At 65.4% G+C, this 25,021-nt stretch carries 28 protein-coding genes and 1 pseudogene; 17 read left to right on the forward strand and 12 right to left on the reverse strand.

What is annotated here, in order from left to right; translation table 11 throughout:
- Nucleotides 1–38: 38 nt before the first annotated feature.
- From KFB96_RS17690 to gmk, 3 genes are all read right to left on the reverse strand, one after another.
- Entirely contained in the window at nucleotides 39–2,258 is a 2,220-nt protein-coding gene (locus KFB96_RS17690; RefSeq protein ID WP_300970429.1) for a RelA/SpoT family protein, read from the reverse strand.
- Between the two features lie 109 nt (nucleotides 2,259–2,367).
- The gene (rpoZ, locus tag KFB96_RS17695; protein ID WP_213460120.1) at nucleotides 2,368–2,670 is read right to left on the reverse strand and encodes a DNA-directed RNA polymerase subunit omega; all 303 of its coding nucleotides are present in this window, start codon (nucleotides 2,668–2,670) and stop codon (nucleotides 2,368–2,370) included.
- Nucleotides 2,671–2,882: 212 nt separating this feature from the next.
- On the reverse strand, nucleotides 2,883–3,494 hold the full coding sequence (gene gmk, locus KFB96_RS17700) for a guanylate kinase (RefSeq protein ID WP_213460122.1): 612 nt from the start codon (nucleotides 3,492–3,494) through the stop codon (nucleotides 2,883–2,885).
- A gap of 342 nt (nucleotides 3,495–3,836) precedes the next feature.
- Here gmk and KFB96_RS17705 point away from each other — a divergent pair, with 342 nt between their 5' ends.
- The 5 genes from KFB96_RS17705 (at nucleotide 3,837) to KFB96_RS17725 (ending at nucleotide 8,110) form a co-directional block, all read left to right on the forward strand.
- Complete coding sequence (locus KFB96_RS17705; RefSeq protein ID WP_213460124.1) at nucleotides 3,837–6,323, forward strand: DUF499 domain-containing protein; 2,487 nt, start codon at nucleotides 3,837–3,839, stop codon at nucleotides 6,321–6,323.
- A 121-nt stretch (nucleotides 6,324–6,444) separates the two neighbouring features.
- On the forward strand, nucleotides 6,445–6,879 hold the full coding sequence (locus KFB96_RS17710) for a hypothetical protein (protein ID WP_213460126.1): 435 nt from the start codon (nucleotides 6,445–6,447) through the stop codon (nucleotides 6,877–6,879).
- Nucleotides 6,880–7,041: 162 nt separating this feature from the next.
- Nucleotides 7,042–7,317 carry a UPF0175 family protein gene (locus KFB96_RS17715; protein WP_213460128.1) on the forward strand — a complete coding sequence of 92 codons (276 nt, stop codon included), beginning with the start codon at nucleotides 7,042–7,044 and terminating at the stop codon, nucleotides 7,315–7,317.
- A gap of 20 nt (nucleotides 7,318–7,337) precedes the next feature.
- Nucleotides 7,338–7,808 carry a DUF3368 domain-containing protein gene (locus KFB96_RS17720; RefSeq protein ID WP_300970430.1) on the forward strand — a complete coding sequence of 157 codons (471 nt, stop codon included), beginning with the start codon at nucleotides 7,338–7,340 and terminating at the stop codon, nucleotides 7,806–7,808.
- Nucleotides 7,809–7,960: 152 nt separating this feature from the next.
- Nucleotides 7,961–8,110, forward strand: coding sequence for a hypothetical protein (locus tag KFB96_RS17725; protein ID WP_213460131.1), 150 nt, complete (start codon nucleotides 7,961–7,963; stop codon nucleotides 8,108–8,110).
- A gap of 276 nt (nucleotides 8,111–8,386) precedes the next feature.
- On the opposite strand, the gene KFB96_RS17730 is transcribed toward KFB96_RS17725, so the two are convergent.
- Both KFB96_RS17730 and KFB96_RS17735 read right to left on the reverse strand, forming a co-directional pair.
- Nucleotides 8,387–9,244: a DUF4338 domain-containing protein gene (locus tag KFB96_RS17730; RefSeq protein WP_213501456.1), complete on the reverse strand. Its 858-nt coding sequence runs from the start codon at nucleotides 9,242–9,244 to the stop codon at nucleotides 8,387–8,389.
- On the reverse strand, nucleotides 9,241–10,968 hold the full coding sequence (locus KFB96_RS17735; protein WP_213501457.1) for an IS66 family transposase: 1,728 nt from the start codon (nucleotides 10,966–10,968) through the stop codon (nucleotides 9,241–9,243). The genes KFB96_RS17730 and KFB96_RS17735 overlap by 4 nt, the downstream gene beginning before the upstream one ends.
- Before the next feature lie 61 nt (nucleotides 10,969–11,029).
- On the opposite strand from KFB96_RS17735, the gene KFB96_RS17740 reads away from it, so the two are divergent.
- On the forward strand, nucleotides 11,030–11,194 hold the full coding sequence (locus tag KFB96_RS17740) for a DUF2283 domain-containing protein (protein ID WP_300971724.1): 165 nt from the start codon (nucleotides 11,030–11,032) through the stop codon (nucleotides 11,192–11,194).
- A 323-nt stretch (nucleotides 11,195–11,517) separates the two neighbouring features.
- The gene (locus tag KFB96_RS17745) at nucleotides 11,518–11,793 is read left to right on the forward strand and encodes a DUF1156 domain-containing protein (protein WP_213460137.1); all 276 of its coding nucleotides are present in this window, start codon (nucleotides 11,518–11,520) and stop codon (nucleotides 11,791–11,793) included.
- Between the two features lie 82 nt (nucleotides 11,794–11,875).
- Here KFB96_RS17745 and KFB96_RS27640 read toward each other — a convergent pair.
- Nucleotides 11,876–12,852 (reverse strand): annotated as a pseudogene (locus tag KFB96_RS27640) (ISL3 family transposase).
- On the reverse strand, nucleotides 12,783–13,058 hold the full coding sequence (locus tag KFB96_RS27645) for a transposase family protein (protein WP_367115057.1): 276 nt from the start codon (nucleotides 13,056–13,058) through the stop codon (nucleotides 12,783–12,785). Before KFB96_RS27645 ends, KFB96_RS27640 begins: the two are co-directional and overlap by 70 nt.
- Between KFB96_RS27645 and KFB96_RS26945 the strand changes: the two genes are divergently transcribed.
- The 5 genes from KFB96_RS26945 (at nucleotide 12,942) to KFB96_RS17780 (ending at nucleotide 16,694) form a co-directional block, all read left to right on the forward strand.
- Entirely contained in the window at nucleotides 12,942–13,193 is a 252-nt protein-coding gene (locus KFB96_RS26945) for a hypothetical protein (RefSeq protein ID WP_300970433.1), read from the forward strand. The two genes, KFB96_RS27645 and KFB96_RS26945, sit on opposite strands and share 117 nt — an antisense overlap.
- Before the next feature lie 14 nt (nucleotides 13,194–13,207).
- Nucleotides 13,208–14,692 (forward strand): hypothetical protein, encoded by a 1,485-nt coding sequence (locus KFB96_RS17765; RefSeq protein ID WP_213460143.1) that lies wholly within the window; start codon nucleotides 13,208–13,210, stop codon nucleotides 14,690–14,692.
- 150 nt (nucleotides 14,693–14,842) lie between these two features.
- Nucleotides 14,843–15,376 (forward strand): hypothetical protein, encoded by a 534-nt coding sequence (locus KFB96_RS17770; protein ID WP_213501461.1) that lies wholly within the window; start codon nucleotides 14,843–14,845, stop codon nucleotides 15,374–15,376.
- Between the two features lie 11 nt (nucleotides 15,377–15,387).
- Nucleotides 15,388–15,939 (forward strand): hypothetical protein, encoded by a 552-nt coding sequence (locus tag KFB96_RS17775; protein WP_213501462.1) that lies wholly within the window; start codon nucleotides 15,388–15,390, stop codon nucleotides 15,937–15,939.
- On the forward strand, nucleotides 15,936–16,694 hold the full coding sequence (locus KFB96_RS17780) for a DUF262 domain-containing protein (RefSeq protein WP_300970434.1): 759 nt from the start codon (nucleotides 15,936–15,938) through the stop codon (nucleotides 16,692–16,694). Before KFB96_RS17775 ends, KFB96_RS17780 begins: the two co-directional genes overlap by 4 nt.
- Before the next feature lie 159 nt (nucleotides 16,695–16,853).
- Here the strand turns inward: KFB96_RS17780 and KFB96_RS17785 are convergent, their stop codons facing one another.
- The 4 genes from KFB96_RS17785 to KFB96_RS17800 all read right to left on the reverse strand — a co-directional run bounded on the left by KFB96_RS17785 (nucleotide 16,854) and on the right by KFB96_RS17800 (nucleotide 19,917).
- On the reverse strand, nucleotides 16,854–17,093 hold the full coding sequence (locus KFB96_RS17785; protein WP_213460147.1) for a hypothetical protein: 240 nt from the start codon (nucleotides 17,091–17,093) through the stop codon (nucleotides 16,854–16,856).
- Complete coding sequence (locus tag KFB96_RS17790; RefSeq protein ID WP_213465867.1) at nucleotides 17,090–17,890, reverse strand: AAA family ATPase; 801 nt, start codon at nucleotides 17,888–17,890, stop codon at nucleotides 17,090–17,092. The genes KFB96_RS17785 and KFB96_RS17790 overlap by 4 nt, the downstream gene beginning before the upstream one ends.
- Complete coding sequence (locus KFB96_RS17795) at nucleotides 17,890–19,122, reverse strand: DDE-type integrase/transposase/recombinase (protein ID WP_213501464.1); 1,233 nt, start codon at nucleotides 19,120–19,122, stop codon at nucleotides 17,890–17,892. The genes KFB96_RS17790 and KFB96_RS17795 overlap by 1 nt, the downstream gene beginning before the upstream one ends.
- Before the next feature lie 174 nt (nucleotides 19,123–19,296).
- Nucleotides 19,297–19,917 (reverse strand): hypothetical protein, encoded by a 621-nt coding sequence (locus KFB96_RS17800; RefSeq protein ID WP_213465914.1) that lies wholly within the window; start codon nucleotides 19,915–19,917, stop codon nucleotides 19,297–19,299.
- Nucleotides 19,918–20,121: 204 nt separating this feature from the next.
- Here KFB96_RS17800 and KFB96_RS17805 point away from each other — a divergent pair, with 204 nt between their 5' ends.
- From KFB96_RS17805 to KFB96_RS17825, 5 genes are all read left to right on the forward strand, one after another.
- Nucleotides 20,122–21,321 (forward strand): hypothetical protein, encoded by a 1,200-nt coding sequence (locus KFB96_RS17805; protein ID WP_213460149.1) that lies wholly within the window; start codon nucleotides 20,122–20,124, stop codon nucleotides 21,319–21,321.
- The gene (locus KFB96_RS17810) at nucleotides 21,318–22,205 is read left to right on the forward strand and encodes a phospholipase D-like domain-containing protein (RefSeq protein ID WP_213460151.1); all 888 of its coding nucleotides are present in this window, start codon (nucleotides 21,318–21,320) and stop codon (nucleotides 22,203–22,205) included. The genes KFB96_RS17805 and KFB96_RS17810 overlap by 4 nt, the downstream gene beginning before the upstream one ends.
- A complete protein-coding gene (locus KFB96_RS17815) occupies nucleotides 22,130–23,341 on the forward strand; it encodes a DEAD/DEAH box helicase (RefSeq protein WP_213460153.1) in 1,212 nt (403 codons plus the stop codon). Before KFB96_RS17810 ends, KFB96_RS17815 begins: the two co-directional genes overlap by 76 nt.
- A gap of 89 nt (nucleotides 23,342–23,430) precedes the next feature.
- Nucleotides 23,431–23,634: a hypothetical protein gene (locus KFB96_RS17820; RefSeq protein ID WP_213460154.1), complete on the forward strand. Its 204-nt coding sequence runs from the start codon at nucleotides 23,431–23,433 to the stop codon at nucleotides 23,632–23,634.
- A complete protein-coding gene (locus KFB96_RS17825) occupies nucleotides 23,631–24,098 on the forward strand; it encodes a hypothetical protein (protein ID WP_213460155.1) in 468 nt (155 codons plus the stop codon). Before KFB96_RS17820 ends, KFB96_RS17825 begins: the two co-directional genes overlap by 4 nt.
- A gap of 296 nt (nucleotides 24,099–24,394) precedes the next feature.
- Here the strand turns inward: KFB96_RS17825 and KFB96_RS27650 are convergent, their stop codons facing one another.
- The gene (locus KFB96_RS27650; protein WP_213461195.1) at nucleotides 24,395–24,799 is read right to left on the reverse strand and encodes an OmpA family protein; all 405 of its coding nucleotides are present in this window, start codon (nucleotides 24,797–24,799) and stop codon (nucleotides 24,395–24,397) included.
- Nucleotides 24,800–25,021 lie beyond the last annotated feature (222 nt).

Consider the following 25,021-nt stretch of genomic DNA (forward strand, 5'->3'; position numbering starts at 1 on the left):
ACCCATCCTACGGGGAGATCTGCGCGGGATCGCGAGGGTCAGCGCGGGACGCGGGTGATGCGCAGGACCAGCGGAAGCTGTCTCAGGCGGCGCATGATGCGCGCGAGATGGACGCGGCCCTTCACGAGGATCAGGAACTCCAACGCGGTGGTCATGCCGTCCTTCTCGCGCGAGTGGACGTTCTCGATGTTCGAGCCCAGCTCGGCAATGGCTCCGGCGACGATCGCGAGTGCGCCGCGTCGATTGCCGATCTCCACCCGGATCTCGGTCGGGAACTCGCCGTCCGGCTCGTTGGCCCATTCGACATCGAGACGTTTGTCGCGCTTGGTCTCCAAGCTGCCGAGGTTGCGGCATTCAGTGCGATGGACCACGATCCCGCGGCCCGGGCTGAAGAGCGCGGCGATGGTGTCGCCCGGGATCGGCCGACAACAGCGCGCGAAGCTCACCACCATCCCCTCGGTGCCGCGAATCGCCAAGCGGTGGGGATGCAGATTCTTGTCGGCCTGCATCGCTTGGGTCGCCTCGTCGTCGTCTCCCGCCGCCAAGCGACGCGCCACCAATGCGGCCAGACGATTGCCGAGCCCGATATCCCCGAGCAGATCGTCGAGCGTGCGCTGATTGGCCTCTTCCAGGTAGGCCGCGACACGGACCGGGTCGAGGCTGTCCAGATCCACACCGAATGTGCCGAGCTCCGCACTGAGCAGGCGCCGCCCCAGCACTTGGGCCTCGCGCTGCTTGAGGTTCTTGAGATAGCCCCGGATGCTCGCGCGGGCCTTGCCGGTCACGACGAAATTCAGCCAAGCGGCATTCGGCTTGGCGCCGGGTGCGTTGATGATCTCCACGGTCTGGCCGCTGCGCAGATGCGTGCTGAGCGAGACCATGCGCCGGTCGATCCGTGCGGCGACACAGGTGTTGCCGACATCCGAATGGATCGCGTAGGCGAAGTCGATGACCGTTGCGCCCCGCTTGAGGGTGAGGATCCGGCCTTTGGGCGTGAAGACATAGACGTCGTCGGGGAAGAGATCGATCTTCACATGGTCGAGAAACTCCACCGAATTGCCGGCCGCATGCTGCATCACGAGCAGATTCTGCAACCACTCCGAGGCCAGCGTCGTGGCCTTGGCCGTGGACTGCTCACCGCTCTTGTAAAGCCAGTGCGCGGCGATCCCGGACTCGGCCATGCGCTGCATGTCCTCGGTGCGGATCTGAATCTCGATGTGAATGCCCTGAGGGCCGATGAGCACCGTGTGTAGCGATTGATAGCCGTTCGCCTTGGGGATGGCGATATAGTCCTTGAAGCGCCCCGGCACGGGTTTGTAGAGATTGTGGACCAGTCCGAGCACGCGATAACAGGTGTCGACCCGATCCACCGTCACCCGGAAGGCGAAGACGTCCACCACCTCCGAGAAGGCGCGGCGTTTCTCGCGCATCTTGCGATAGATGCCGTAGAGATGCTTGCGCCGGCCATCGACCTCCCCGTGGATATCCTCCTGATGCAGGGCCTGTTTGAGGGCCATCTCCACGGTGCCGACCATCTCGACGCGCGCGCCGCAGGTCTTCTGCAAGGCGCGCTGAATCACGTGACGGCGCCAAGGCCAATGGTGCAGGAAGCCCAGCTCTTCGAGCTCGACGCGGATGCGGCTGATGCCGAGGCGGTTGGCGATGGGGGCGAAGATGTCGAGTGTCTCGCGCGAGATCCGTCGGCAGGCATCCGGATGCATGGACCCGAGCGTACGCATGTTGTGCAGACGATCGGCGAGCTTGATCAGGATGACGCGGATGTCGCGTGTCATGGCGAGCAGCATCTTCTGCAGGCTCGCCGCCTGGGCCTCGGCACGCGATTCGAACGCGATCTGCGAGAGCTTGCTCACCCCGTCGACGAGATCGGCGATCTCCTCGTCGAAGACCTCCGCGACCTGCTCCTTCTCGACCGGAGTATCCTCGATCACATCATGCAGCAGGGCCGCGATCAGGCACTTATAGTCCATGTGCATCTCGGCGAGGATGCGCGCGACCGCGACCGGATGGTAGATGTAGGGCTCGCCCGATTTGCGGCTCTGACCCTCGTGCGCCTCGGCCCCGAACAGATAGGCGCGATAGAACTCGCTGACCTGCTCGGGCGGGAGATAGGTCTCGAGATAGGCGCAGAGGTCGCTGATCAGATAACGGGCCACGGGCGCACGGCCTGCATCCTCAGCGGGAGGCTTAACCGGGTGAACGGAGGCCGGGGCGACGACGGGGAGGAGGGCGGTTTGCATGGATCCGGCATCGAACGGGCTCATGACGGAGCGCACAGAACCCGGACGTCCACCGCAGAATGGCCGCCCCCCGGTCTGTCGCCGCTTCTCGTCAGTGCGCATCGAGGCTCTACTCGCGTGGATCGCCTTTGGGCTCCGCCTCGCCGAGCTCGGAGGAAAGCTCCTCGGCGAGCGCCTGCTCCAAGGCGGCCGTGGTCTCGTCGATCTCGCGCTGCGCGGCCTGCACCATCGCGGTGGAGATATGGCCCGCGGCGATCTCGCGCAGCGCCATGACGGTTGGCTTGTCGTTGGCCCAAGGCAGGATCGGCTCGACGCCGTTCGCGAGCTGGCGGGCACGCTTGGTTGCGAGCAGCACCAGGTCGAAGCGGTTGTCGACGTGATTGAGGCAGTCCTCAACGGTAATTCTGGCCATGCGAAATCATCTCCATCGGGGTCTCGAAAATACGGGGGCGCCGGCGTAACGGGCCGGGGAATGCGACGGACGCGGGTGCGAGGACTCGTCGTTGTTCGACAGGCGGACGGGCGCGCCGTTCATGCCCTTCAGAGTCGACCGCCCACGCGGCAGCCTTGTGCTAAGAGCCTAACATACATGGCGAAGCCGCAGGGAGCGACGGCGCGCCCGCATCAGGTCAGGACATCGAGCAAGAACCCCAGCCGCGGCCGCTGCCGCTCGAAACGCTGACGCTCGGCGAGGACGATGGCCGCGAGCGCATCCAGGGCCCTGTCGAACACCTCGTTCACGACCAGATAGGCATACTCCTCGACATGCGCCATCTCGTCGCGCGCCTGCGCCATCCGATCGGCGATGACCGCATCGCTGTCGGTGCCTCGCCCGCGCAGGCGACGCTCCAGCTCCGCGATCGACGGCGGCAAGACGAAGATCCCGACCGCCGAGCCGAAGCGCTCGCGAACCTGCCGCGCGCCCTGCCAGTCGATCTCCAGGATCAGATCCCGCCCGGCGTCCAGCGCGGCGCGCACGTCGGCCGCGCGCGTCCCGTAGAGGTTGCCGAAGACCTCCGCATGCTCCAGAAAATCACCTGCGGCGACCGACTCCCGAAAGCGCGCCTGATCGATGAAGTGATAGTGGACGCCGTCCTGCTCGCCGGCGCGGGACGCACGCGTCGTGCAGGAGACCGACAGCGAAAGGCCCGGATCACGCGCCAGGAGCGCCTTGACCAATGAGGTCTTCCCGGCGCCGGACGGGGCCGAGACGATAAAGAGGATACCTTCGCTCATGATGCGCTCGAGTGTTTGAATAGGGGTGTCCGGCCGATGCCGACCGCAACCGTGCGTCCTGCACGCGAACTCGGCAACCGGATCAGAACCTCAGAATATCGCGCCCGCGCCGGGCGCGCACGCGGATCGAGCGCGGGGAGCGATGATCGCAGCGTTCCTACCGCCGAGATCGCGCGGCGGAGTTGGTTTCGTCTGCCGCGACGTGCTACAAACCCGTTGATCATGAGGGCCACCGGACAATCGGAACCGAGCAGACCGAGGCTCCGAGCTCCAACCGGTTGACTGGAAAGTAGGCCAGCCTTACCGACCGCCTCGGATTCAAGACACGAGATCTCACGGACCATGACCTTGCCGACCATCTTCGGCATCTGCACACCGCGCCAGGACGTCCTGAAAGGCACGATCTCCGAATCGGACTTCGCGGCTGACCTTGCCCAGGTGCTGCGCGGCGAGGCCCCGGAAGAATACCTCGACCCGGTCAAGTTCTTCGCGAACACCCATCCGACCCGCGGACTCAACCAGTTCATCGCCGATAAGATGGAAGAGGCCGAGAGCGTCTCGGCCCGCAAGGCCACGCTGCTCGACCCCACGGAAGAAGACGAAACCGTCAAGATCCTCCGCCGCCGACTCTTTGACCGCATCGACGATGCCGCAGCGACCGCCGTCATCGAATCCTACCGCCAGCTCCGGGAGCAGCACCGCGACAACCTGCCCCCGGTCGGCGGCCGCGACGCGCGCCTGGAAGCCTTCGCAGCAGGCTACCCCCTGCACCCCGAGCTGATCGACACCCTGCGCGAGAAGATGTCCACCCTGGGCAATTTCCAGCGGGTTCGCGGCATGCTGCGCCTGCTCGCCCGCAGCGTCGGCCGGCTCTGGGAGCAGCGTCCGGCCGATGCGTACGCCATCCATCTGCATCACCTCGACCCCGGCTTCGAGCCCATTCGCCAGGAGATCGTCACCCGGCTCGGCCAGCGCCAGTTCGTCCCCGCCATCAAGTCCGACGTGGCCGCGGTGGATGGCGATCAAAGCGCGCTGGCCCAGCAGCTCGACACCGACCATTACAAAGGACTCGCACCCTATGGCTCCTACGTCGGCCGGGCGATCCTGTTTCACACCCTGGCCTTCAACGAGAATCTGAAGGGCGCCACCCCCGAGGAGCTGCGCTGGTCGATCCTCTCGCCCGGCACGGACCTGAGCTTTATCGACGACGCCCGGCGGCGCTTCGTGCAGGGCTCGGCCTATCTGGATGACCGCCCGAACGTCCCGCTGCGGTTTCTCGCCGAGGCCAACCTGACCCAGATCCTGCGCCGTCAAGAGCAGCACGCGGATCCCGGCGAGGCCCGCGCACAGCTCAACGACCGCATCAAATCGATCTTCGGCGGGACCGTCTTCAACCTCTACCCCTTCCCCGGCGGCCCCTACGAGGTGCCCGACGACGCGGGCGACGGCAAGCCGTCCCTGGTCCTCATGGGGTTCGATGCCGTGGAGGTTGCATCGGACAATGTCGCCGTCCCGGAGCTGGTCGGTCGCATCTATGCGCAGAAAGATGCGAGCGGGGGCCTGCGGATCAACCGCAACAACCTCGTCTTCCTGTTGGCCGATCAGGCCCGCAAGGAGGAGATGCGGCATAAGATGGTTCGGCGTCTGGCGCTGAACGAACTGCGCCGCCCGGAACGGCTCAACGAGCTGCCTGATCATCAACAGGACCGGATCAAGGAGTGGTACCAACGCTCCGAGCATGAGCTCGCCCTGGCCATCCAGCAGTGCTACCGGCACGTCATCTATGCCTCCAAGCACCGGATCGAGGGCGCGGAGCTGGACCTCGCGCATAGCGCTATCGACGTGCAGAGCGCCTCGGACAAACCCGGCCAGGGCCAGAAACAGGTGGTCGAAGTCCTGCGCGCCAACAACAAACTGCGCCTGCCCGAGGACGAGCCGGACTCGGCGACCTATATCCGCGACCGCACGCCCCTGAAGAAGGGCACCATCACCACCGCCGCCCTGCGCGCCGAGTTCCGACGCGACCCCGGCCTGCCCATCCTGGTGGGCGACGATTGCTTCGTGAAAGGCATCCGTCGCGGCATCGAGGGAGGCGAATTTGTCTATCAGAGCGGCGATCTGATCCACGCCAAGGGCGACCCCTGGGCCAACATCCATATCGACGAGCAGTCCTTCGTCCATACCGCCGCGTATGCAAATGAGTGCGGCATCTGGCCGAAGGTCTCCGAGGCACCGCCCGGATCCGGCCCGGTCGGCGGCTCCGGCAGCGGTTCCGGCGGCGAAACTGGCAACGATGACGGCACGGGTCAAACCGGGCGAGGATCAACCGGATCCAGCGGAACCACAGGCACCGCAGGCGGTAAAGACCCCGGATCAGGCACGTCCGGCGGAGGCGCCACGGGCACCGGTACCGGCTCCACTGGCAAGACCACGCCGCCATCGAACACCCTGACCGAAGAAGGCGTTCTTAAAGAGGCCCTCACCAAGCTCTGGGAACGGGCGAGGGCGCGCAAGTTCGCCCGCATTCGCACACTGGAACTGCGCCTCTTCGACGCGACCGACGCCTTCCGCCTGCTGGGCCTGGTCGCGGCCGTTCAGGGCGCCACCAAGCAGGTGGTCATCACCGGCAGCTACGAGACCGCAGAGGGGGGCTGCTGGAGATCGAGTTCACCGGCCCACCCGCGGACGCCCAGCCCGTCAAAGACTTCCTGGACCCCCAATTGCGCGCGGCCAAAGAAAAGGATCTGTCGGCTCGCTTCGATATCCGCTTCGACGACACCGGGCTTAGCCTCGCCGGAGACATCCCGGAAAAGCTCGCCGAGCGACTGACTCGCTTCGGCACCGGCGCGGCCTATGTGGCGATCACCGCCGAGGGCAGCGCGTGAACGCCTTGCCCTCGTACAGACCAGCAGGCCAATCAGGCCGCGCCGGGGCCGGATCGGATGCGGCCATGCCGAAATACGAGCTGTGGGTCCGCACCCATGGCGCGGAAGATTTGGAGATGGAGATCTGGCAGGTTCCGGCCCCGGCCACGCCACACATCAAGGCCCCGGTGCGCATTGCCGGTCTGCGCGGCCGCAACCTCTCACTGGTCGAGCATCGCGTGCTGCGGCGGCTCGCTAAGGCCCGCATCCAGCTCGGCGGACCTCTGGCCGACGCGCGTCGGATCTTCAGCCTTGACGAGGACCTGGCCCTCAATCTCGGGCTCCTCTTCCGGGTTCTGGCACCCATGCGCAATCGCGAATACATGCGCGCCTGCGCCGAAGGCATCGAGGAGATGGGCCGCGAGGAGGCCGCCTACTGGCTGGGCATGGCGATGCACCGCAAGTACCCCAGGCGTGTGCTCATGTCTCTGCGTTTTCTGTTGATCGATCCCAAGGCTTGAGACAGGCAGAGTATAGTGGTGAGTGGCTAGAAACGAATTCTTGAACAGTGACTTATCATCTTTGGTTTGCTGGCCCAGTCCTTGATCGGTGGCTGGACCAGGACCAGCGGCATCCACACTCACAGCGATCCCGGGCGCTCCAGACCGGGTGGAGGCTACCTCATGCCGAACTTGACCCTCGCGATCCCGGAATCCGCACTGTCCGCCCTGCGGCGCTCGCCGGCCGAGCTTGGCCGCGAGATGAAACTGGCCGCTGCGATCCACTGGTACGGACGCGGACTGATGTCGCAGGAGCGCGCGGCGGAGTTGGCCGGTCTGAACAGGCGCGATTTCATTCATGCCCTGGTCCGGGAGGGTGCGGACGTCTTTGTCCTGGATGACGACAGCCTGGTGCGCGAGCTTGGCCTGGATGCGTCTGGCGAGACCACGGCCCCATGAGCGGGGGCGAGCTGCGGCTGGTGGTCAATACGTCGCCGTTGATTCACCTCGCGGAGGCCGGGCGACTGGATTTACTGCAAGCCGCCGCCCCAGCCGTCTGGGTCCCCGAGCCGGTTGCTCAGGAAATCCGCGCCTACGGACCCCAAGACCCCACCGCCCAGGCGCTGGCCGCCCAGCTCTGGCTGGAGGTTCAACCGGTTCAGGTCGTGTCGGTGCAAGTGCTGGCCTGGGACTTGGGGGCGGGTGAAAGCGCAGTGCTGGAGTTGGCGCGGGCCTGCCCCGGAAGCACGGCCCTGATCGATGACCTCGCCGGACGGCGGTGCGCAGAGGCATTGGGTATACCTCTCAGGGGTACCGTCGGCCTTGTGTTGGCGGCGAAGCAGGCTGGCCGCATCCAGGCCGCCCGCCCCGTGCTCGAACAGCTCCGGGACCGTGGGATGTATCTCTCCGACGCGGTACTGCAACGGGCCTTGCGCCTGGTGGACGAGTAACCCGCCGTGCCGTGCGGACGCTCCCCTAACGATTCATTTGCCAGGAAAATGGCGTCTCAGCCAGATTCGGACTCCCATGGCAACAGGCAGAACCGGTGGCATCCGCATTCAGAGCGGTCCCATGCGCTCCAACAACTGGCGGAGTCAACCCCATGCTGAACTTGAACCTCGCGATCCCGGATTCCACGCTCTCCGCCCCGAGGCCAAGGCTGGAGGATGCCCCGGGCATAGACCAAGCGGATATCGATGCCTGCCTTCCCAACACCCAGGTTTGGGGTCTTCATGGCAGTGCGGCACCGTGAAACGCACGGCATACTTTACGGCGATGCGGGCGCGCCCGGCCCGACGCGCGATCGAGGAGACCTGGATCGCGCACGTCGTGGCGAATCCCGAACGGCAAGAGATCCAGGCCGACGGGCGTATCGGGCGGTGGGCACCAATTGAGGAGGCCGAGGGCCGAGCGCCCTGGCGGTGCTGCTCCCCGACGGCGAATCCGTCCACAACGCCCTTTTCCAAGACGGGATACAAGCCATGAAGATTCGCTACGTAAATATTCGGTCTACCCCTACCCATCAGAATCAACGGGTAAGCACTTCGCGGAAGCGTCGGTCCAGCGGGTAAATCCATATGTCCTTGATGGGTTCGCTTTGTTTTCCGGCTTGGCCGAGTTTTCCGCGGCCTTTGGTTTGTCCCAAGCAGGTCCAGTTGGCGGCCTTGTAGCAGGTGCCGCGAAAGCGCGGTGTCTCCACGAAGGTCTCCAGCAGCAGCGGGCGGTAGCCGTAGACCGCCAGCCAATCCTCGGGCAGGATCCTGGCCGCCTGCGCCAAGAGCATGGAGGCGAGGTTTTTGGAGTGGACCCAGGGTAGGATCAAGAAGCGGGCATTGTTGACGACCCGATGGAGATGGCGCTCACGTTGTGCATGACTCCAGCCGATGTCGCGATCGCGCGGAGCGCACATCCAAGCTGCGGCACCGAAGCCGAGCGCGGCGACGGGCTGCTCGGCGGCGTAGACCAGATAGCGCAGCTGCGCCCCCGGCAAGAGGGTATGACCGAGGTAGTGGTAGCGCTCGATGAGTTCGTTCCACAGCCGTGATTGGGCTTTGTGCTGCACGCGCGACCAGGTCAGTGGTTTGAGCGCGGCGGCCGGTTGCTCGAGGCGCGGTTGCGGATCGCTGAGCGCGCTGAGGCGCACGCGCGCATCGGGCCGGCGGTTGCGCGGCGGCGGCAGCGTGATGAGCCCGTCGTTGTGCATCCGCAGCATGGCCACCTGGGCGGACATGTCCTTCAAACCGCCGTTGGCGGTGTGCCAGGCGAGCGCTTGGCAGGTCAAGCGCGACAGCGCTGCGCGGCTGCGGGGCGGGTCCTCGGCGATGAGTGCGCGGATCAGCGCGATCTCCTCGGCCTGGAAGTCGCGCCCGCAGTAGCGATGACTCATGAGCTGTCGATGCCGGTCGGCGGCGCGGCGGGTCGGCACAGTTCGGCACGACGCGCGGCATCCATCGACCAAGGCAGGAACTCCGCCAGCACGCTCGGAGCTTGTCCGCCGGCCTCGGCGCAGGCGTTGAGATAAGCGGTCAGCCAGGCACGCGGATTAATCCCCCACAGCGCCAGGGTCTGCAGGATGGAGAACAGCGTCGCGGCGAGCTGCGCGCTCCACAGGCTACCCGAACCGTAATAATTCTTGCGCCCGATGACCGGCGTGCGGATCGTCTCCTCGGCACGGTTATTATCCATCGGCACCTCGGGATGCGCGACAAAGACCGTCAGCCCCGACCAATGGTGAAGCAGACTGGTGAGCACCCGCTTGCATCTGGCGCGGGCGACCTTCGGCAGGGTCGCGTCGGTGTCGTCCTGCGCCAACAGCCGTTCGGCCTCGGCGTGCAGGTCCGCCAGCGCCGCCTGCAAGGCCGCCTGCGCGTGCTCGAACGCCGCGCCTTGCTGCGCCAAGGGGCGATCGGGATCCCAGTGCGCCAGACGCTGTTGGTTGAGATGGTAGAGCATGCCGATACGCGCTTTGAAGTCCAGCGCCCAAGGTTCCAACGCGGGCAGCGCGCGCCCCGCCTCCAGGAAGTCGCGGCGCACGTGCGCCCAGCAGAACGCCAGCAAGATGTTCTCGGCCAGGCGCGCGAGCTTTTTGTAGGCGCTGTAGCGATCGCAGACGATGATGGCGCGCTCGCCCTGCAAGCCGGCGAAATGCGCGCCGGGCACCGCCGCGCTGCGGCTCGGATCGATGCAGTAGAACACCACCGAGGCCGAGCGCGTCAGCCACAGATACCAACGCGTTCCGACCTTGCCCTCCAGATCGACGAAGACCTCCCAGCGGGTCTCGTCATTGTTGAATAGCGTCTCGCTCATCTGCTTGCAGTACAGCGCCTCGAGCACCGGCTCGAACAACCCGGTGAGACGCTGCAGGCCACCGGCGAGCGTGCCGGGGGAGACCGGCAAGCCTTGATCGGCGAGGTCTTGGAGCAACCGGTTGCTCGGTTGGCCGTAGCGATATTTGCCCAGCAGCATCTCGACCCAAAAGCTCACGCCGAAGGGGCTGCGTGCGATCAGGCGCGCCGGCGGCGGTGCGCTGATCACGGCCGGGGTGTTCTCACAGCAACAACCGGGATCGCGGGTGTAGGCACACCGGGTGATGCGCCGCGTATAGGCGCGCACCTGCTCCTCGATCACCGTGCTTTGCTCGTCCAGCGCCGGCGTGCGCCGATAGGGCAAACCGCAGTGCGGACACGCGCTCTGCCCATCGGCCGGAGCATGCTGTTCGGCGACCACGGGCAGCGTCGGGCGTGGGGTCCGGCCATGCCCCGCACAGCCCGGCTGCTGGCCGCGCTTGCGCTGGGGCGCGTCGTCGCCGTCGCCCCGCTCCTTCTCCGAGGGCAGCGGACCGTGCTTCTCGCTCTTCTTGCCGAACAGCCGCTGCCTCAGGTCTTTGATGGTGGCCTCTTTGCGCGCCACCTCCTGCGTCAACGCCTCGACCTGGGCTTTCGCGCGGGCATGCTGCGCTTCCCAGTAGTTGGCCCGCGCACGCAGGTCAATGTGCTCCTGTTTGCTGATCGTGACCCATTCCCGAGCGAAACGCGACCCCTTGCCGCCAGCCGTGCCGAGGCATGGATGCGGTCGCTCCGCAGATGGATCGAGACGTGTCGTGCCTTCCATGGCACACGTTGTACGTGATTTCTACGTCTGTGTCCCGTACTTTCTCTGCGTCCCGGAAGGCGTGACCGAATGTTTACTTCGCTACTTCCAAGACACGGATACGCTCTACATCGAACTGCGCCCCGCACCGGTATCGGAAACCCGCGACCTCGACGAGAACACGGTGATCGACCTGGACGACCGGGGCACGATTTGCGCGATCACCATTGAGCACGCCTCCGAATGAAAGCAATCCGCCAAGTTCACGACGCAGTGTGCAGAAGCTGGGGTACCGAAAGACCGCGCCCGCCTTGGCGAGCCGGGGCTCAGCAACCAGGAGATCCGACAGATCACCCACCACCACAGACATCAGGTGGTGCGCCTGATTCTGGAACTGCGGGCCGAGAACCCGGACATCCGGCTCGAGGGTGCGGGGCGCTCGGCTCACTACAGCGTGGAATGCGCGCGGAAATGAGCGGCGCGCATTTACCGAGAAGAATTGCGCGCAGAAACGCGCGCGCGCATTTCTAAGGCCATTCAACTGCGACGAGACCCGGACTGAAGGATTCCATGACCACCCGCCTGATCGAGACCTGGTTGCCCATCGCAGCCCTTGGCGAAGAGAGTGTCCGCGAGCGTCGGTCCATGACCGCACTGCCGCCGACCTACTACCTGCACGTCTGGTGGGCGCGCCGCCCCCTCGTCGCCTCGCGTGCGGCCATCTTGGCTGCGCTTCTGCCGGCGGATGCGGATCGGGAGCGGTTCATGCATGTGCTTGGAATTCATGGGGATCCAGTCAAGACAAAGGCTCTCCCGGATTTCAGGGGGACGCATGAGTTATTTTAAAACAGGCACTTATGCCGCATTTCGCCGTACACGAGAAACCCCGAAAATGGCTGAGCGCTCGACCTGGCAAGCGCTTGTTTTATCAACGAACGGTTCCGAACTTGGCGTATCCATTGAGATCCAGGTACACCCTCTGGTAGAAGTGTTTGAGGCTCGTCATTCCATAGCAGCGGCGCTTGATGACTTTGAGCTTATTGTTGAGCCCTTCCACAAAGCCACTGGTCCGGCGGCCGACGAAATAATTCGTGATCTCCTCGAAGCGGGTCTCGAGCGTGCCGAGGAAACGATCGAAACACGTGAGCTTGCGGTTGGTGACGCGGCGCATCCAACCGCGCAGTTTACGTTTGCTTTGACCTTTCGACAGGCGACTGTCGTAGATGGCGGTGAGCGCCTCGCAGGCTTCGTACGCTTCTTTGAGTTTCGGGGAGTGGGCGAAGAGGCGATTGAGGAGGCGACGCTCATCGGCATTCAGGTCGGCGCGACGATGCCGCAGGACCCAATGCGCGTTCTTGAGCTCATCAATGGACGCTTTGGAGAGCGTGCGACGCAGCCGCTTGAACTCGCGCTTGCGCAGGGTTTCGAGTCCCTCGCGATACAAGCGAGCGACATGAAAGCGGTCCGCGCAGATGAGGACGCGTTTGCCGAACACGGCCTTCGCGGCCCCGATGAAGCCTTGGTAAAGGTCCGAGCAGACAACCTCGACCGTGCGCCGTAAGCGCTTGGGAATGCTTCGAAAAACGCCTCCACGACGGCCTTGGTCCGTGCCGGGAGCAGGGCGATGACGCGGAGCCGATCATTCACGTAGGCACTGATCACGACGACAAAATCGCGATGGCCCTTCTTCAACGCAATCTCGTCGATGCCGATGACCTCCAGCGTCTCGATCCCGTTCCAATCGACCTCGGGCTCGATGCGGCGATCCAGAATGCCCTGCAGCGCATCGACACCGACGGCATGCTTGAGACTCACATCCTCGAGCGTACTGTTGATCAACTCGAGCAGCATTTGCTGCTCGAAGGCCTTCGTAACCGAGGCGCGTGGCGAATACCACGACAGCATCTGACTCGTCGTCGGCCGCCCTCGCAGGAGTGGCACTGATAGCGTTTGGGTCGCAAAACAAGGACGGTGTGGTAGTCGAACACCGGTAAGTGCCGCAGCTTGATCTCTTGCCCAAGCCCGTAGCCATGGTCGATCGGCTTGCCGCAACGGTGACAGTGCGTTCCCTCCAAGGTGCTGTGGACATGGATCTGGAGCGTTCTGCGCACGCCGAGCACAACGCGATCAATGGCGAGATCAGGCAGGTTCAGCAGGGTCTGAAGGGTATCGGTGTCAAACATCATTATAGGCCGCGTCCGAATGGGGTTCTGCCCGCAGGCAAGGTTCAGGTTGTTGATTTATAAGATATCATAACCCCATGAGATCCTGGAGAGCCAAGACAAAGCGTCTTCTCTCGGCGGCCAACAAGACCGGAGAACATCTTGGCGCTGACCCCTACGGTTACCCACGGGCCTTCCAACACGCGCCAAGCCGAAGCGATCTCGACTGGTTAGCCTACGAGGGGCGCCGCGTCGGGATCGATGCACCACAGGTTCTGGATCCAACTGCCGGCGGAGGAAGCATACCCTTTGAGGCGGGGCGACTTGGTCTGTCGACTTACGCGAACGATCTCAACCCGGTTGCTGCGCTGATTTTGAAAGCGACTCTCGAATCGCCAGGGCGCTTCGGGCTCGAGGTACTCCGCGAGTTCGATCGCATCAGTCGAGAGTTCATCCGGCAGGCTGAGCCCAAGCTCCAGGGAGTCTTCCCAGCTGAACCTGAGGACACAACCATCCTTGGTTACCTCTGGGCTCGCACCATCACCTGCCCTTACTGCGACGGATTGATTCCGCTGTCTCCAAACTGGCGCTTGGCCCCCGACGGGACAGGAGTCCGTCTTTTACCCCACACACAGAGCGATATCCGTCGCTGCGAGTTCGAGATCGTGGCACGCGCCAAGGAGCAATCCGCAGGCACGGTGACCGGCGGCGACGCCCGCTGCCCCTATCCCGACTGTGGTCGGGTCGTCGATGGCGACGAGGTCAAGCGCCAGGCGCAGGCGGGCAAGATGGGACAGCAACTCTATGCGGTGGTCTATAAGCGGCGCACTTGGACAACCACGAAGACCGGAAAGAAGCGGGAGAAATGGATCCGCGGATACCGCGCACCGCGGCCCGAAGACGATGTGTCCGACCTGATCGCCGAGCGCCTGGCCGAAAAGTTGCCGGAGTGGGAGGCGCTGGACCTGGTGCCAACGGAGGCGGTGCCTCCCGGCAACAAAACGGAGGAGCCGCGCAGGTACGGAATGGCATCCTGGCGCGATCTTTTCTCGGCACGGCAACTCTACTGCCACGCTACGAGCGTCGAGGTTTTTCGTGCGCTGCTGGAGTTGGAAGAAACGAAGGGTTCGCTCCCGGACACGACCAAAGCTGCCTTTGGCTACCTCACGCTGTCTTTGGACAAGCTCCTCAATTACAACTCCCGCATGTCCGTTTGGATGTCGACGCGGGAGGTCGTAGCCAACACCTTCAACCGACACGATTTCGCGTTCGCGTGGTCCCATGCGGAAATGGCCCCCTTGATCGTCGGCCTCGGCTACGACTGGGCCATCGAGCAAACCGCCAAGTGCATCGGCGAGCTTGTCGACCTGGTCCGTCCCGACATCGATGTCAAGGCCGCCAAGAAGCAAACGCGCCATGCGGATCTATTCGCCGCGCCGCCTTTCACCCCGCCCCCGGTCACCATCACCTGCAAGTCCGGCGACAGCCTGGACCATCTGGCCGATGGCGCAGTGGACCTGATCGTGATGGACCCGCCCTACTACGACAACGTCATGTACGCGGAGCTGTCGGATTTCTTCTAGGTCTGGCTCAAGCGCACCGCGGGCTATGTCTACCCGGAGCTGTTCCGCCGCGCGCTGACGGACAAGGAGCACGAGGCGGTCGCCAACCCGGCCAAGTTCCGCGGCGAGAAAGGCGCTAAATCCCTCGCGAACCAGGACTATCGGGAGCGGATGGCCGCCATCTTCACCGAATGCCGGCGCGTCCTGGAACCGGACGGCATCATGACGCTGATGTTCACCCACAAGGCCACGGGTGCCTGGGATGCCTTGACCAAGGGTCTGATGGAGGCCGGATTCGTGATTACCGCAAGCTGGCCGATCAACACGGAGGCCGAGGGCTCACTGCACATCAAGGATAAGTCCGCCGCCAACAGCACCATCTTCCTGATCTGCCGACCCCGCACCGAACGTGTCGAGGGCGACGACGCGCTCTACTGGGAGGATCTGGAGCCCAAAGTCCGGGCTGCCGTGCGCTCGCGCATCAAGGACTTCCAGGATGCCGGCATGCGCGGGGTCGACCTCTATCTCTCCTGCTTCGGGCCGGCCCTGGAGGAATTCTCCCGTCACTGGCCGGTGCGTCGCGGTACCCCCGCCCGGTCCCCGAGGCGAAACGCCGTCAACGCCAGGCGGAGCTGTTCGAGGATGACTGGGATCCCTATCTGGCCACGCCGGAGGATGCGCTGGACGCCGCCCGCCGAGAAGTGAAGCGCTGGCGCATGGAATCGCTCACCCACATGCAGCGCCAGGTGGAGCTCGACCCTCTGACCGAGTGGTTCGTGCTCGCCTGGGACGCCTTTCAAGCCCCCCAGTTTCCCTACGACGAAGGTCTGCGCCTCGCCCGAGTCGTCGGCCTGGACATGGACCGGGATGTCATCGGACGCGTCGCGGAAAAGAAGACCAGCAACGTCATCTTGTGGGACAGCGCCATGCGCGCCGCCAAAGGCGCACTCGGACCACCCGACGGCTCGCGCGGCTGGATCGACGCCATCCACCACGCCGCCCATACCGGCCGCACCCGCACACTCCAGGCCGCGCAAGAACTGCTCGAACGCTCGGGCGTCGCCCAAGAGCCGCTCCTCCTCTCGGCCCTGGAAGCCGTGCTCGAAGTCCTACCCCCGTCCCGAGCCTTCACCGGCTTCGACCCGGCAGACGCCGTGCTCCCATCAGCCAGTGACTTCGAGGTGCTTGAGAATCTGCGCCGCCTCGCCTTCGCGGACCGCGTGGATAAACCGACACAGTTGGCGCTTTGGCAGGAGGACAACGCTTGAGCACCCTGACCACCTTCGATACCACTAAGGAATTCCTCTCCGACATGCTCAAACAGTTGGGGGACGGCAAGACCCAGCTCCCGGACTTCCAGCGGGGGTGGGTCTGGGACGACGACCATATCCGTTCGGTGCTTGCGAGCGTCGCCCGATCCTTCCCCATCGGTGCGGTGATGATGCTCAAGACCGGCGGCGACGTGCGCTTCCAGCCCAGGCCCGTGCAGGGCGTGACCTTTCCGCCCCAGGGCCGGCCGGAGCCCGAGCGCCTGGTCCTGGATGGCCAGCAGCGGCTGACCTCTCTCTACCAAGCATTGATGCTGGACGAGGTAGTGGAGACGACCAACGCCAAGAAACAGAAGGTCAATCGGTGGTACTACATCGATATGCGCAAGGCCGTGCAGTCCCCGGAGGATCTGGAGGAGGCAATCGTCGGTCTGCCGGAGAGCCGCCAACTGCTCAACTTCCGCGGTGAGTTGATCTCCGACTACTCGACCCCCGAGCGCGAGTACGAGGCTGAGCTTTTTCCCATCCGCAACGTCTTCGAGGACGACGATTGGCGGATGGCCTACTCCGAGTTCTGGGACTTCGACAAGGAGCGGCAGAAGTTCTACAACGTGTTCGGCAAGCGGGTGCTGAACGCCTTCAAGCAGTATCAGGTCCCGCTGATCGTGCTGCATCAGACTGTTGTTGCTCACTTAGTTTCACCGCCCAATTCCCGAATTATTTCGCGCGGAATGCTCGCGGTTTTCCCGCACTGATCACCCCGGTGGTGCAGTGTCGGCAGGTGGAGGAGTGCGAGGAGCCCGAGGAGCGCGAAGGCGACGTGTGGAGTGCGTCGCGGCGGTGATCGACGCGCCCGGGTCGGGCGCCTGTGGGGAGGGTGCCCGGCGGGTGGCGACCCGCCGGGCGCGGGTCGGTCAGAAGGGCAACGGATCGTCGAAGTCGGTGCCGAAGAGGTCCAGTTGGGTGACGGCGTCGGGCGGCGGGTCCGGGTCCGGATCGGTGTCCTCGCCGTCGAGCCACTGCTGCACGGCCGCTCCGTAGCGCGCCTGGATCTGCACGAGCAGTTCATCCAAACAATCCTGGACGGCCCAGGCCTGCTCGGGCGTCCAGTCCTCGGGCAGGAGGATGGTGAAGGGTTCGGGAAGCCGACTCATGGGGCGACCTCCTCGCGGGCAGTCTGCACGTGCTCGGCGGTGACCTGACGGGCCTGCTCCAGGGCGGCGCCGGTCAGCGCGTAGTGGGCCAGACGATTGACCTTGCGGGGCATGCCGCGGGTGGCCTGGAACAACGCCTCCACGGCGGGCGGTTCGAACAGCGGCAGCTCGCAGCCGGCCAGGCGCAGACGATGGGTCAGATAGGCCGGCAACTCCTCGCGGGTCAGCCCGGTCACGTGATGACGTACCACGATGCGCTGGGCGAGCGACTCGTGCACCGCCATGCTCAGACGGCGGCGCAGCTCCGTGAGCCCGACCAACAGCAGACAGAGGCGATTCTCCGAATCCATTTGGTAGTTGGTGAGCAGGCGCAGATCCTCGAGCACCTCGTTGCGCAGATGATGGGCCTCGTCGACGATCAGGACGGGGCGTTGCTTGGCCTCCAGGCTCAAGCGGGTGATCTCGGTGCGGATGGTGCGGAAGGCCGCCGCACGGTTGCGCTCCACCGGGAGTCCCAGCTCCCAACCGATGGTCTTGTACATGTCCATCACGTTGCCGGTGGAGAGCGGGATATAGAACACCCGATAGAGTCCCGGATGCAGATCGGCGGCGACCTTGCGGCAGACCGTCGTCTTGCCCGAGCCGGCCTCGCCGGTGATCAGGCCGATGGCACGCAGCTCCAGCAGATGTTTCAGGCGCGCCTCGGCCTCGGTGAGGCTGGCGGCGGCAAACAGCGCATCCGGCGGCGGAGTCAGATCGAAGGGAAAGGCCGTGAGGGCGAAGTGTTTGCGGTACATCAGCGCCCCTCCAGGGTGTCGGCATCCGTCTCGGGCAGCGCGCGCAGGCGCAGCGTCGAGGGTGCGGGCTCGGGGGCCGGGCCGTCCACGGCCAAGGTGCGCGAGGGGCGATCGCGTTTGACGAAGCAGTTCGCATACGTCTGGACCGGACGTGCCGGGTCGTGCTCCCGGCCCTCGAAGCAGACCTGAATCGGCCGTTCGGGCGGTGCGTCCGGATCGTAGCGCAGGGTAATGTTCTCCCCGACCAGGGCGGCGTCGACCTCGTAGACGACCCCGTGGAGGCTGACCGTGCGATCCTTCTGCACCTTGCGCACCGCCTCGTGCAGGAACAGATCGGCCAGATCCAGGCCGGGTTCGGGAAAGCGCACGCCCGCGCCGGTGCGCGCCCACTGCTCGAGCGGGGTAGCACCGTCCAGGCCGCGATGCGGGGTGTGGTGATACTCGCCCTCGATCCAGCCGGCGAGGCGACGATTGAGCGCCGCGAGGCTGGCCAGATCCGCCTCGGTCAGGCGGGTCAGCAGCTGGGCGCGCACGGTCTTGAACCAGCGCTCGATCTTGCCCTTGCCTTGCGGTTGATAGGGTCGGGCGTGGATCAACGCGATGCCGAGCTTGGCGCAGACCAGGGCGAGCTGCTTGGAGCGGTAATTGGCGCCGTTGTCCACATAGAGCTTCTGCGGCAAGCCACGGCGCAGGATCGCCTGCGCGAGCACCGGCAGAAAGGTCCGGGTGTTCTCCGAGAGGGCAAAGCGCGCGTACGGGATCACGCGGGTCGCATCGTCGATGAAGGCGATCAGGTAGGTCTTGCGTTTGACGCGCTCCCCGACCACCACGGCCGGACCGTGCATGACGTCGCTCATCCACAGCTCCCCGGCCTGCTCGAAAGCAAACCGGCGCCGGTCCTGCGTCTGACTCGCCGTCTTGGCCGCGTCCATCAGGCCGTGACGGGCAAGCAACCGATGCACGGTCGAGGGCGGCAACGGCAGGTCGGGCGGGACCTCGGGGCGTTGGCGCACCGCGCGGATCACCAACTGCACCGACAGCTGCGGGTTGGCCTCCTTGGCGGCGAGCAGCGCCTCGACCACGCCGGGCGGCAGCCGGCGCGCCTGGCCGCGATCGGCGCGCGGTTTGGGCAGGAGTGCGTCGAAGCCGCCGCGCCGATAGGCGCTTGAGCCAATCGCGGATGGTCTCGGCGGCCACCCGGGTGCGGGCGCTGCCGGGGATGGTGTGCTCACGCTCGGCTTTCGCCTGGATCGCCTCATACAGGCCCTTCCGTTCTTTGGGCCACGGCACGAACTCGGCGATCACCCCGTAGCGAAACAGGGCGATGTCGTGCTGAACATCGGTTTGCGGGTCACTCATGGACGCACTCCGCGGCTGACGCAGGCGGTTTGCCTGCGCGGGAGACCCTACGCCTGGCATCCCGGCGGGTCAGGCCCCGCACGGTGTTGGACGCGGGGGAGCGCACCGCCGCCCGGGTGGCGCCGGGGCGCGAATCCGAGCGGCTTGGGCAGCGCGTCCAACCACGCCGCGGCGATCCCGCGCAGCGCCACCAAAACCTGCTCCACCTCCAGGTGGTCGGCAAACGCCGTGAGGGTCGGCTCGACCAGCGCGAAAGGCTCGCCCAGGATGCCCTTGATCCGATGCAACGCGCTGTGCACGTCCTGCACGCGCCGTCGCACCCAGCGCAACGCCCCGGGTAGCTCGATGTCCAGACGGTGCTGCTTGCACAGCGCTTCCAGACTCGGGGCCTGCTCGGCCGCACTGACCACCGCCTCGACCTCCGCGAGCGTGCCCGAGAGGCGCGCCGCCAGACAGTCGGGGAGCAGACTGAAGGTGCGATGCCCCTCGGGACAGTACCAGCGCGCCACGCGCGTGCCGGGCGGGGAGACCCGCGCATAGGTCCCGTGCCGAGCGAAGTGACACCCGCCTTGCGGATGCAGCGGACAGCGCGGAAGACTTGCATCCAACCAGGCTTGCTGGATAACGTAGTCCGCGCCGGTGAGATGACACTCGAAGCGTAGTTGCACCGGCCATCGGCCCGCACGGTTGCACCCGTGGCGGGCCTTCTCATTTGGAGGAGGGTGAGGCGATTGTGCCGGGGCGACCGCGGAGTGCACGCCGGTGAAGCGTGCGGGACATCCGCGCTCCGCGCTTACCGCATTACCTCACCGGAAAACGACATCACCGGTGGAAGATTCCCTGCAAAAATGGCCGGTGGTTTGCGGATCAGGATGGGAAACAACAATCAGACGACCTCCAAAGAGGCCGTGTGCCAGGTCTTCGAGAAGGTGAACACCGGCGGCGTCTCGCTGACTGCCTTCGAGCTGTTGACCGCCACCTACGCGGCGGACAACTTCAACCTGCGGGATGACTGGTTCGGGAACCAGGAGCGCAAGGTTGCCGGACGGGAGCCGCGCCTACATCAGAAGAGGGTGCTGCAGCGCCTGGCCAACACCGACTTTCTCCAGGTTGTGGCACTGCTCTACACCATTGCCCGCCGCGAAGCCGATCTGACCAACGGACTCAAGCCGGAACAGGCCGCAGCCGTGAGCTGCAAGCGCGTCACGATCCTCAACCTGCCCTTGAGCGGCTATTGCCAATGGGCCGACGCGGCGGTGGAGGGATTCGAGCGCGCCGCACGTTTCCTGTTTCAGCAGAACATTTTTTCGCCCTGGGATTTGCCCTACCAGACCCAGGTGATCCCCTTGGCGGCCATCCTCATTAACCTCGGCAAGCGCTGGGAGGACGATGGCATTCGGCGAAAGGTGGCCCTGTGGTTCTGGTGCGGGGTCTTCGGGGAGCTATACGGCGGGGGTGTCGAATCCCGCTTCGCACGAGACGTGCCGGAGGTCCTGGCCTGGATCGACGGAGGTCCGGAGCCGCAGACAGTGATCGATGCCAACTTTTCAAGAACCCGCTTGCTGACCTTGAGGACCCGTAACAGCGCAGCGTACAAAGGGCTGCATGCCCTACTGATGCGCGACGGTGCGCAGGACTTCCGCACCGGGGTACCCATCGACGAGGCCAGCTTCTGGGACGAGCGAATCGACATCCACCACATCTTTCCCCAGACGTGGTGCGTCAAGCAGGGCATAACGTCCCAACGCTACAACTCCATCGTCAACAAGGCGGCAGTGTCCGCGCGGACCAATCGGATCATCGGGGGGCAGGCGCCGAGCGCCTATCTCCAGCGCATTCAGGACCAGGCCGGGATCGATGCAGAGCGTATGGATCAGATCCTCGGGACCCACGTCATCGATCCAGAGCGACTTCGGGACGACCACTTCGAGGGTTTCTTCGCCGCTCGCGAGGAGGCATTGGTGACCCGCATTGCCGCGGCGATGGGCAAGGCTGTCCTGCAACAAGCCTCCGAGCAGGAGCCGGTCACCGAGTCGAACGGCGACGACAGCTCCGAGGAGAACGAGGCGTGAGTCTCCTCACCGCCAGGGATTGGCTGACCAAGTACAGCCCCGAGCAGGGCGACTTGGTCACCGGGTTCTATGTCCCGGCCCTGGAATGCGCCGTGCGCTACGATCGCTCCACCGGCTACTTCTCCGCCTATGCTCTAGCCCTGGCCGCCCGCGGAATCGAGGGTCTCGTCCGCAACCGGGGTCGGATGCGCCTGGTGGTGGGATGCACCCTGAAGCCGCAGGACGTTGCCGCCATCCAGCAGGGTGCCGATCTGCGCGACAGGGTGGAGGCGGCGCTGCTGGCGGAGCCGCTCTGTTCAAATGACGCGACTGCGGTGGATGCCCTTGGACTGCTGGCCTGGATGGTCGCCAAGGGCCACCTGGACGTGAAGGTGGCCGTGCCCTGCGACGAGGACCGCAAGCCACTCGCTGGCCTTGGTCTCTTCCACGAGAAGGCCGGTATTCTCGAAGACGCCGAGGGCAACCGGCTGGCCTTCAGCGGCAGCATCAACGAGACCGAGGCCGGCTGGAAGCACAACTGGGACAGTTTCCATGTCTTCACGACCTGGGGCGCCGATGGGAGCGGCGGCACCGCCCATGTCCAGGCCGAGGAGGACAGCTTTCAGCGTCTCTGGGCCAACAAGACGGCGAGCGCCATCGTGATGGACGTGCCGGCGGCTGTTCGGCTGGAGCTGCTCAAGTTTCTGCCCAAGGATGATCTGCCGGGTCGACTGAGAACGAAGTCGGCGGATGCGGAGCCCCCGTCGAGCCGACAGATCCAATTCCCGGATCACCGAGCCCGGAACCCCGGTCGGACCCGCGCCGCCTGGTGTGGGGCTTCATCCGCCATGCCCCGGCCTGGCCGGACGGCGGCGAACGGATCGGCGAAGCGACGTGCGCAGTGATCCCTTGGCCCCATCAGATCAGGGCCTTTCAACGTCTCTATGACCACTGGCCGCCGCGCTTGCTGATCGCCGACGAGGTGGGTCTGGGCAAGACGATTCAGGCGGGCCTGCTGCTGCGCCAGGCCTGGCTGGCCGGCCGGGCGAAGCGGATCCTGGTGCTGGCGCCGAAGGCCGTCTTGCGCCAGTGGCAGATCGAGCTGCGCGAGAAGTTCAATCTGAACTGGCCCATCTACGACGGGCAGCGGCTGTGCTGGTACCCGTCGCGGGGGCTCCAGGGCGAGGCGCAACGCCCGGTCGACGCCAAGGCGTGGCACCGTGAGCCTTGCGTGCTGGTCTCCAGTCACCTGATGCGACGGCGCGATCGTGCGGCCGAGCTGTTGTCCGGGGCCGAGCCCTGGGACTTGGTGGTGCTCGACGAGGCCCATCATGCCCGGCGGGGCGGCGGCGGTCTCGGCGCAGACCAGCGGCCTAATCAACTGCTGCGTCTGATGCAGAGCCTGCGCGAGCGCACGCAGGGGCTGGTGCTCTTGACCGCGACCCCGATGCAGGTGAGCCCTGTCGAGGTTTGGGACCTGATGGCTCTGCTCGGGCTGCCCGCCGACTGGCACCTGCGAGCCTTCCTGGACTTCTTCGAGTACGCCCCCGCGCCGAATCCATCGCATGTCCAGCTTCGCCGCATGGCGGACCTGTTCCAGGCCGCCGAGGCGACCTACGGGGCCCTCGCCGAAGAGGATGCGATGCGCCACCTGCCGGGCCTGAGTCGTCTGAAGGTCCGCAAGATCCTGCGCGCCTTGCGCGACACCGCGTCCATTCCGCTCAAACAGCTCGAAACCGCGGAGCGCCAGGCGGCGGTCCGTCTGATGAAACTGCACACCCCGTTGCGCGCCCTGATCTCGCGACACACCCGCGAGCTGCTGCGCCGCTACCGGGAGGCCGGCAAGCTCAAGGCCCTGATCGCAACCCGCAAGGTCGAGGACCGCTTTGTCGAGATGACCCCGGCCGAGCGCCTGGTTTACGAGCAGGTCGAGGACTACATCGGCAGCACCTACGATAACGCCGCGGCCGATGAGCGCACCGCCGTAGGCTTCGTCATGCCATCTATCGCCGCCGCCTGGCCAGCAGCATCCATGCACTGACCCGGACCCTGGAAGGTCGACTGGCGGCCGTCGGGGGCCAGATGGCAGACGGCCCGGCGCAGGGGACGGCCCGCGCAGTCGATGAGGACATGCCCTGGAACCCGATGCGCGTCGAGCAGCGTATCGGCCGCATCGACCGTCTCGGCCAGGAGCACCCCGAGATCCGCATCGTCAACCTGCACTATCAGACACCGTCGAAGCCGACGTCTACGAGGCGCTACGCCACCGCATCAACCTCTTCCAGAGCTTCGTCGGCCGCCTCCAACCCATCCTCGCCCGCCTGCCCCGCGTGATCACCGAGGTCGCCTTGGGCCGCCCGGAGGATCGCGAGAGGGCAAGGGCCAACCTGGTCACGGATATCGCCGCCGAGGTGGAATCCGCCGAGCAGTCCGGATTCGACCTCGACGAGGTCACCGCGGCCGACCTCGATGCTCCGGAGCGCCCGCCGGCCCGCTACGACCTGGCCGATCTCGGCGCATTGCTCGCCCGCCCCGACCTGTTGCCGCCGGGCGTTCAAACCAAGGTGGTCGGCCCGCGGGACTGGTCCTGGCAGGCGCCTGGAATGCCGGCCGCGGTGCGCGTTACAACCGATCCCGACTACTACGAGCAGCACCCCGACAGCACCGAGCTGTGGTCGCCGGGGAGCCCGATCTTCCCCGTCCCGGAAGCGGTTGCAGACAGCGAGGAGATCGAAGGCGTGGACTATCGTTCGCTGGTTGCCGTGACCTCCGGGCCGACACGTACAACCGCGCATTGAGGATCGATGCTTCGTGCAGCGGCACCGCCTCGCGGCGGCCCGCTTCACCGGCGGGACCACCGACCCGCGGATTCTCGCGGCATCCATCGACCGAGAATTCCGAATGAAACCGTGGCAGCAGGCCCAAACGGCCGAGCTCCTCGTCCAGATCCTTACGAGCCGGTTCGGCGGGGCACCTCTCCGGTCGCCGGAGGCCAACGCGGTCGACGGCAAGCGCAGCCGGAGAACAAGGGACAGGTCTATCTTCCCGATCTGCGGCGCACGCCTTGCGAAGTCGACCGTGCCAGCGATCCCGGCTATCGCGCGACCAGCTCGCCCCGCCGATTCATGGCACGCCCCGATTCGGTGGCATTGGATGCGACAGGCGCAAGGTCCGCAACACCGGCAGGGACGAGTCGAGCGCGGTCGACGTCCGCTCGAGAGAGGAGTGCAGCAACAACCGCCTCGGCGCGGGCTCGCGAGAGGCTCAGGTTGGATTCATAGCCCCCGACGTTGTCGGTGTGACCGACAACGTACAGATTCACCGCCGGCTGTGCCGACAAGAGTCGCACGATCTCATCAAGCGCGGGGTGCGACTCGGGCTTGAGGATCGCTTGGCCGAAATCGAAATCTCGAAAGACTTTTGCTCCGAGCCGATGAGACAGGCGCCGGCATAGCGCGGCACCGCAGGGTGATCGGCGACATTGGGGCCGTCGGCACAGTCATCCGCCATGGCGACACCCGGGGCGAGCAGCGCGGCGGCGACAAGCCAGACGGAAATCAGAACGCTTGGTCGAGCAATCGAGGGCATTTCTCGGGTCTCCTGAGCGATGGATGGGCATTGCATTCGGCTTTCCGCGATCGATTGCGACACGGGTCCGCATGTGTCGTTGTTCTCCAATCCGCGTTCAACGGCAGTCCCTGCCGCGCCACCGGGGCCGAGA

Origin of the sequence: Thiocapsa sp. (genome assembly GCF_018399035.1) — a bacterium.
Classification (GTDB): domain Bacteria; phylum Pseudomonadota; class Gammaproteobacteria; order Chromatiales; family Chromatiaceae; genus Thiocapsa.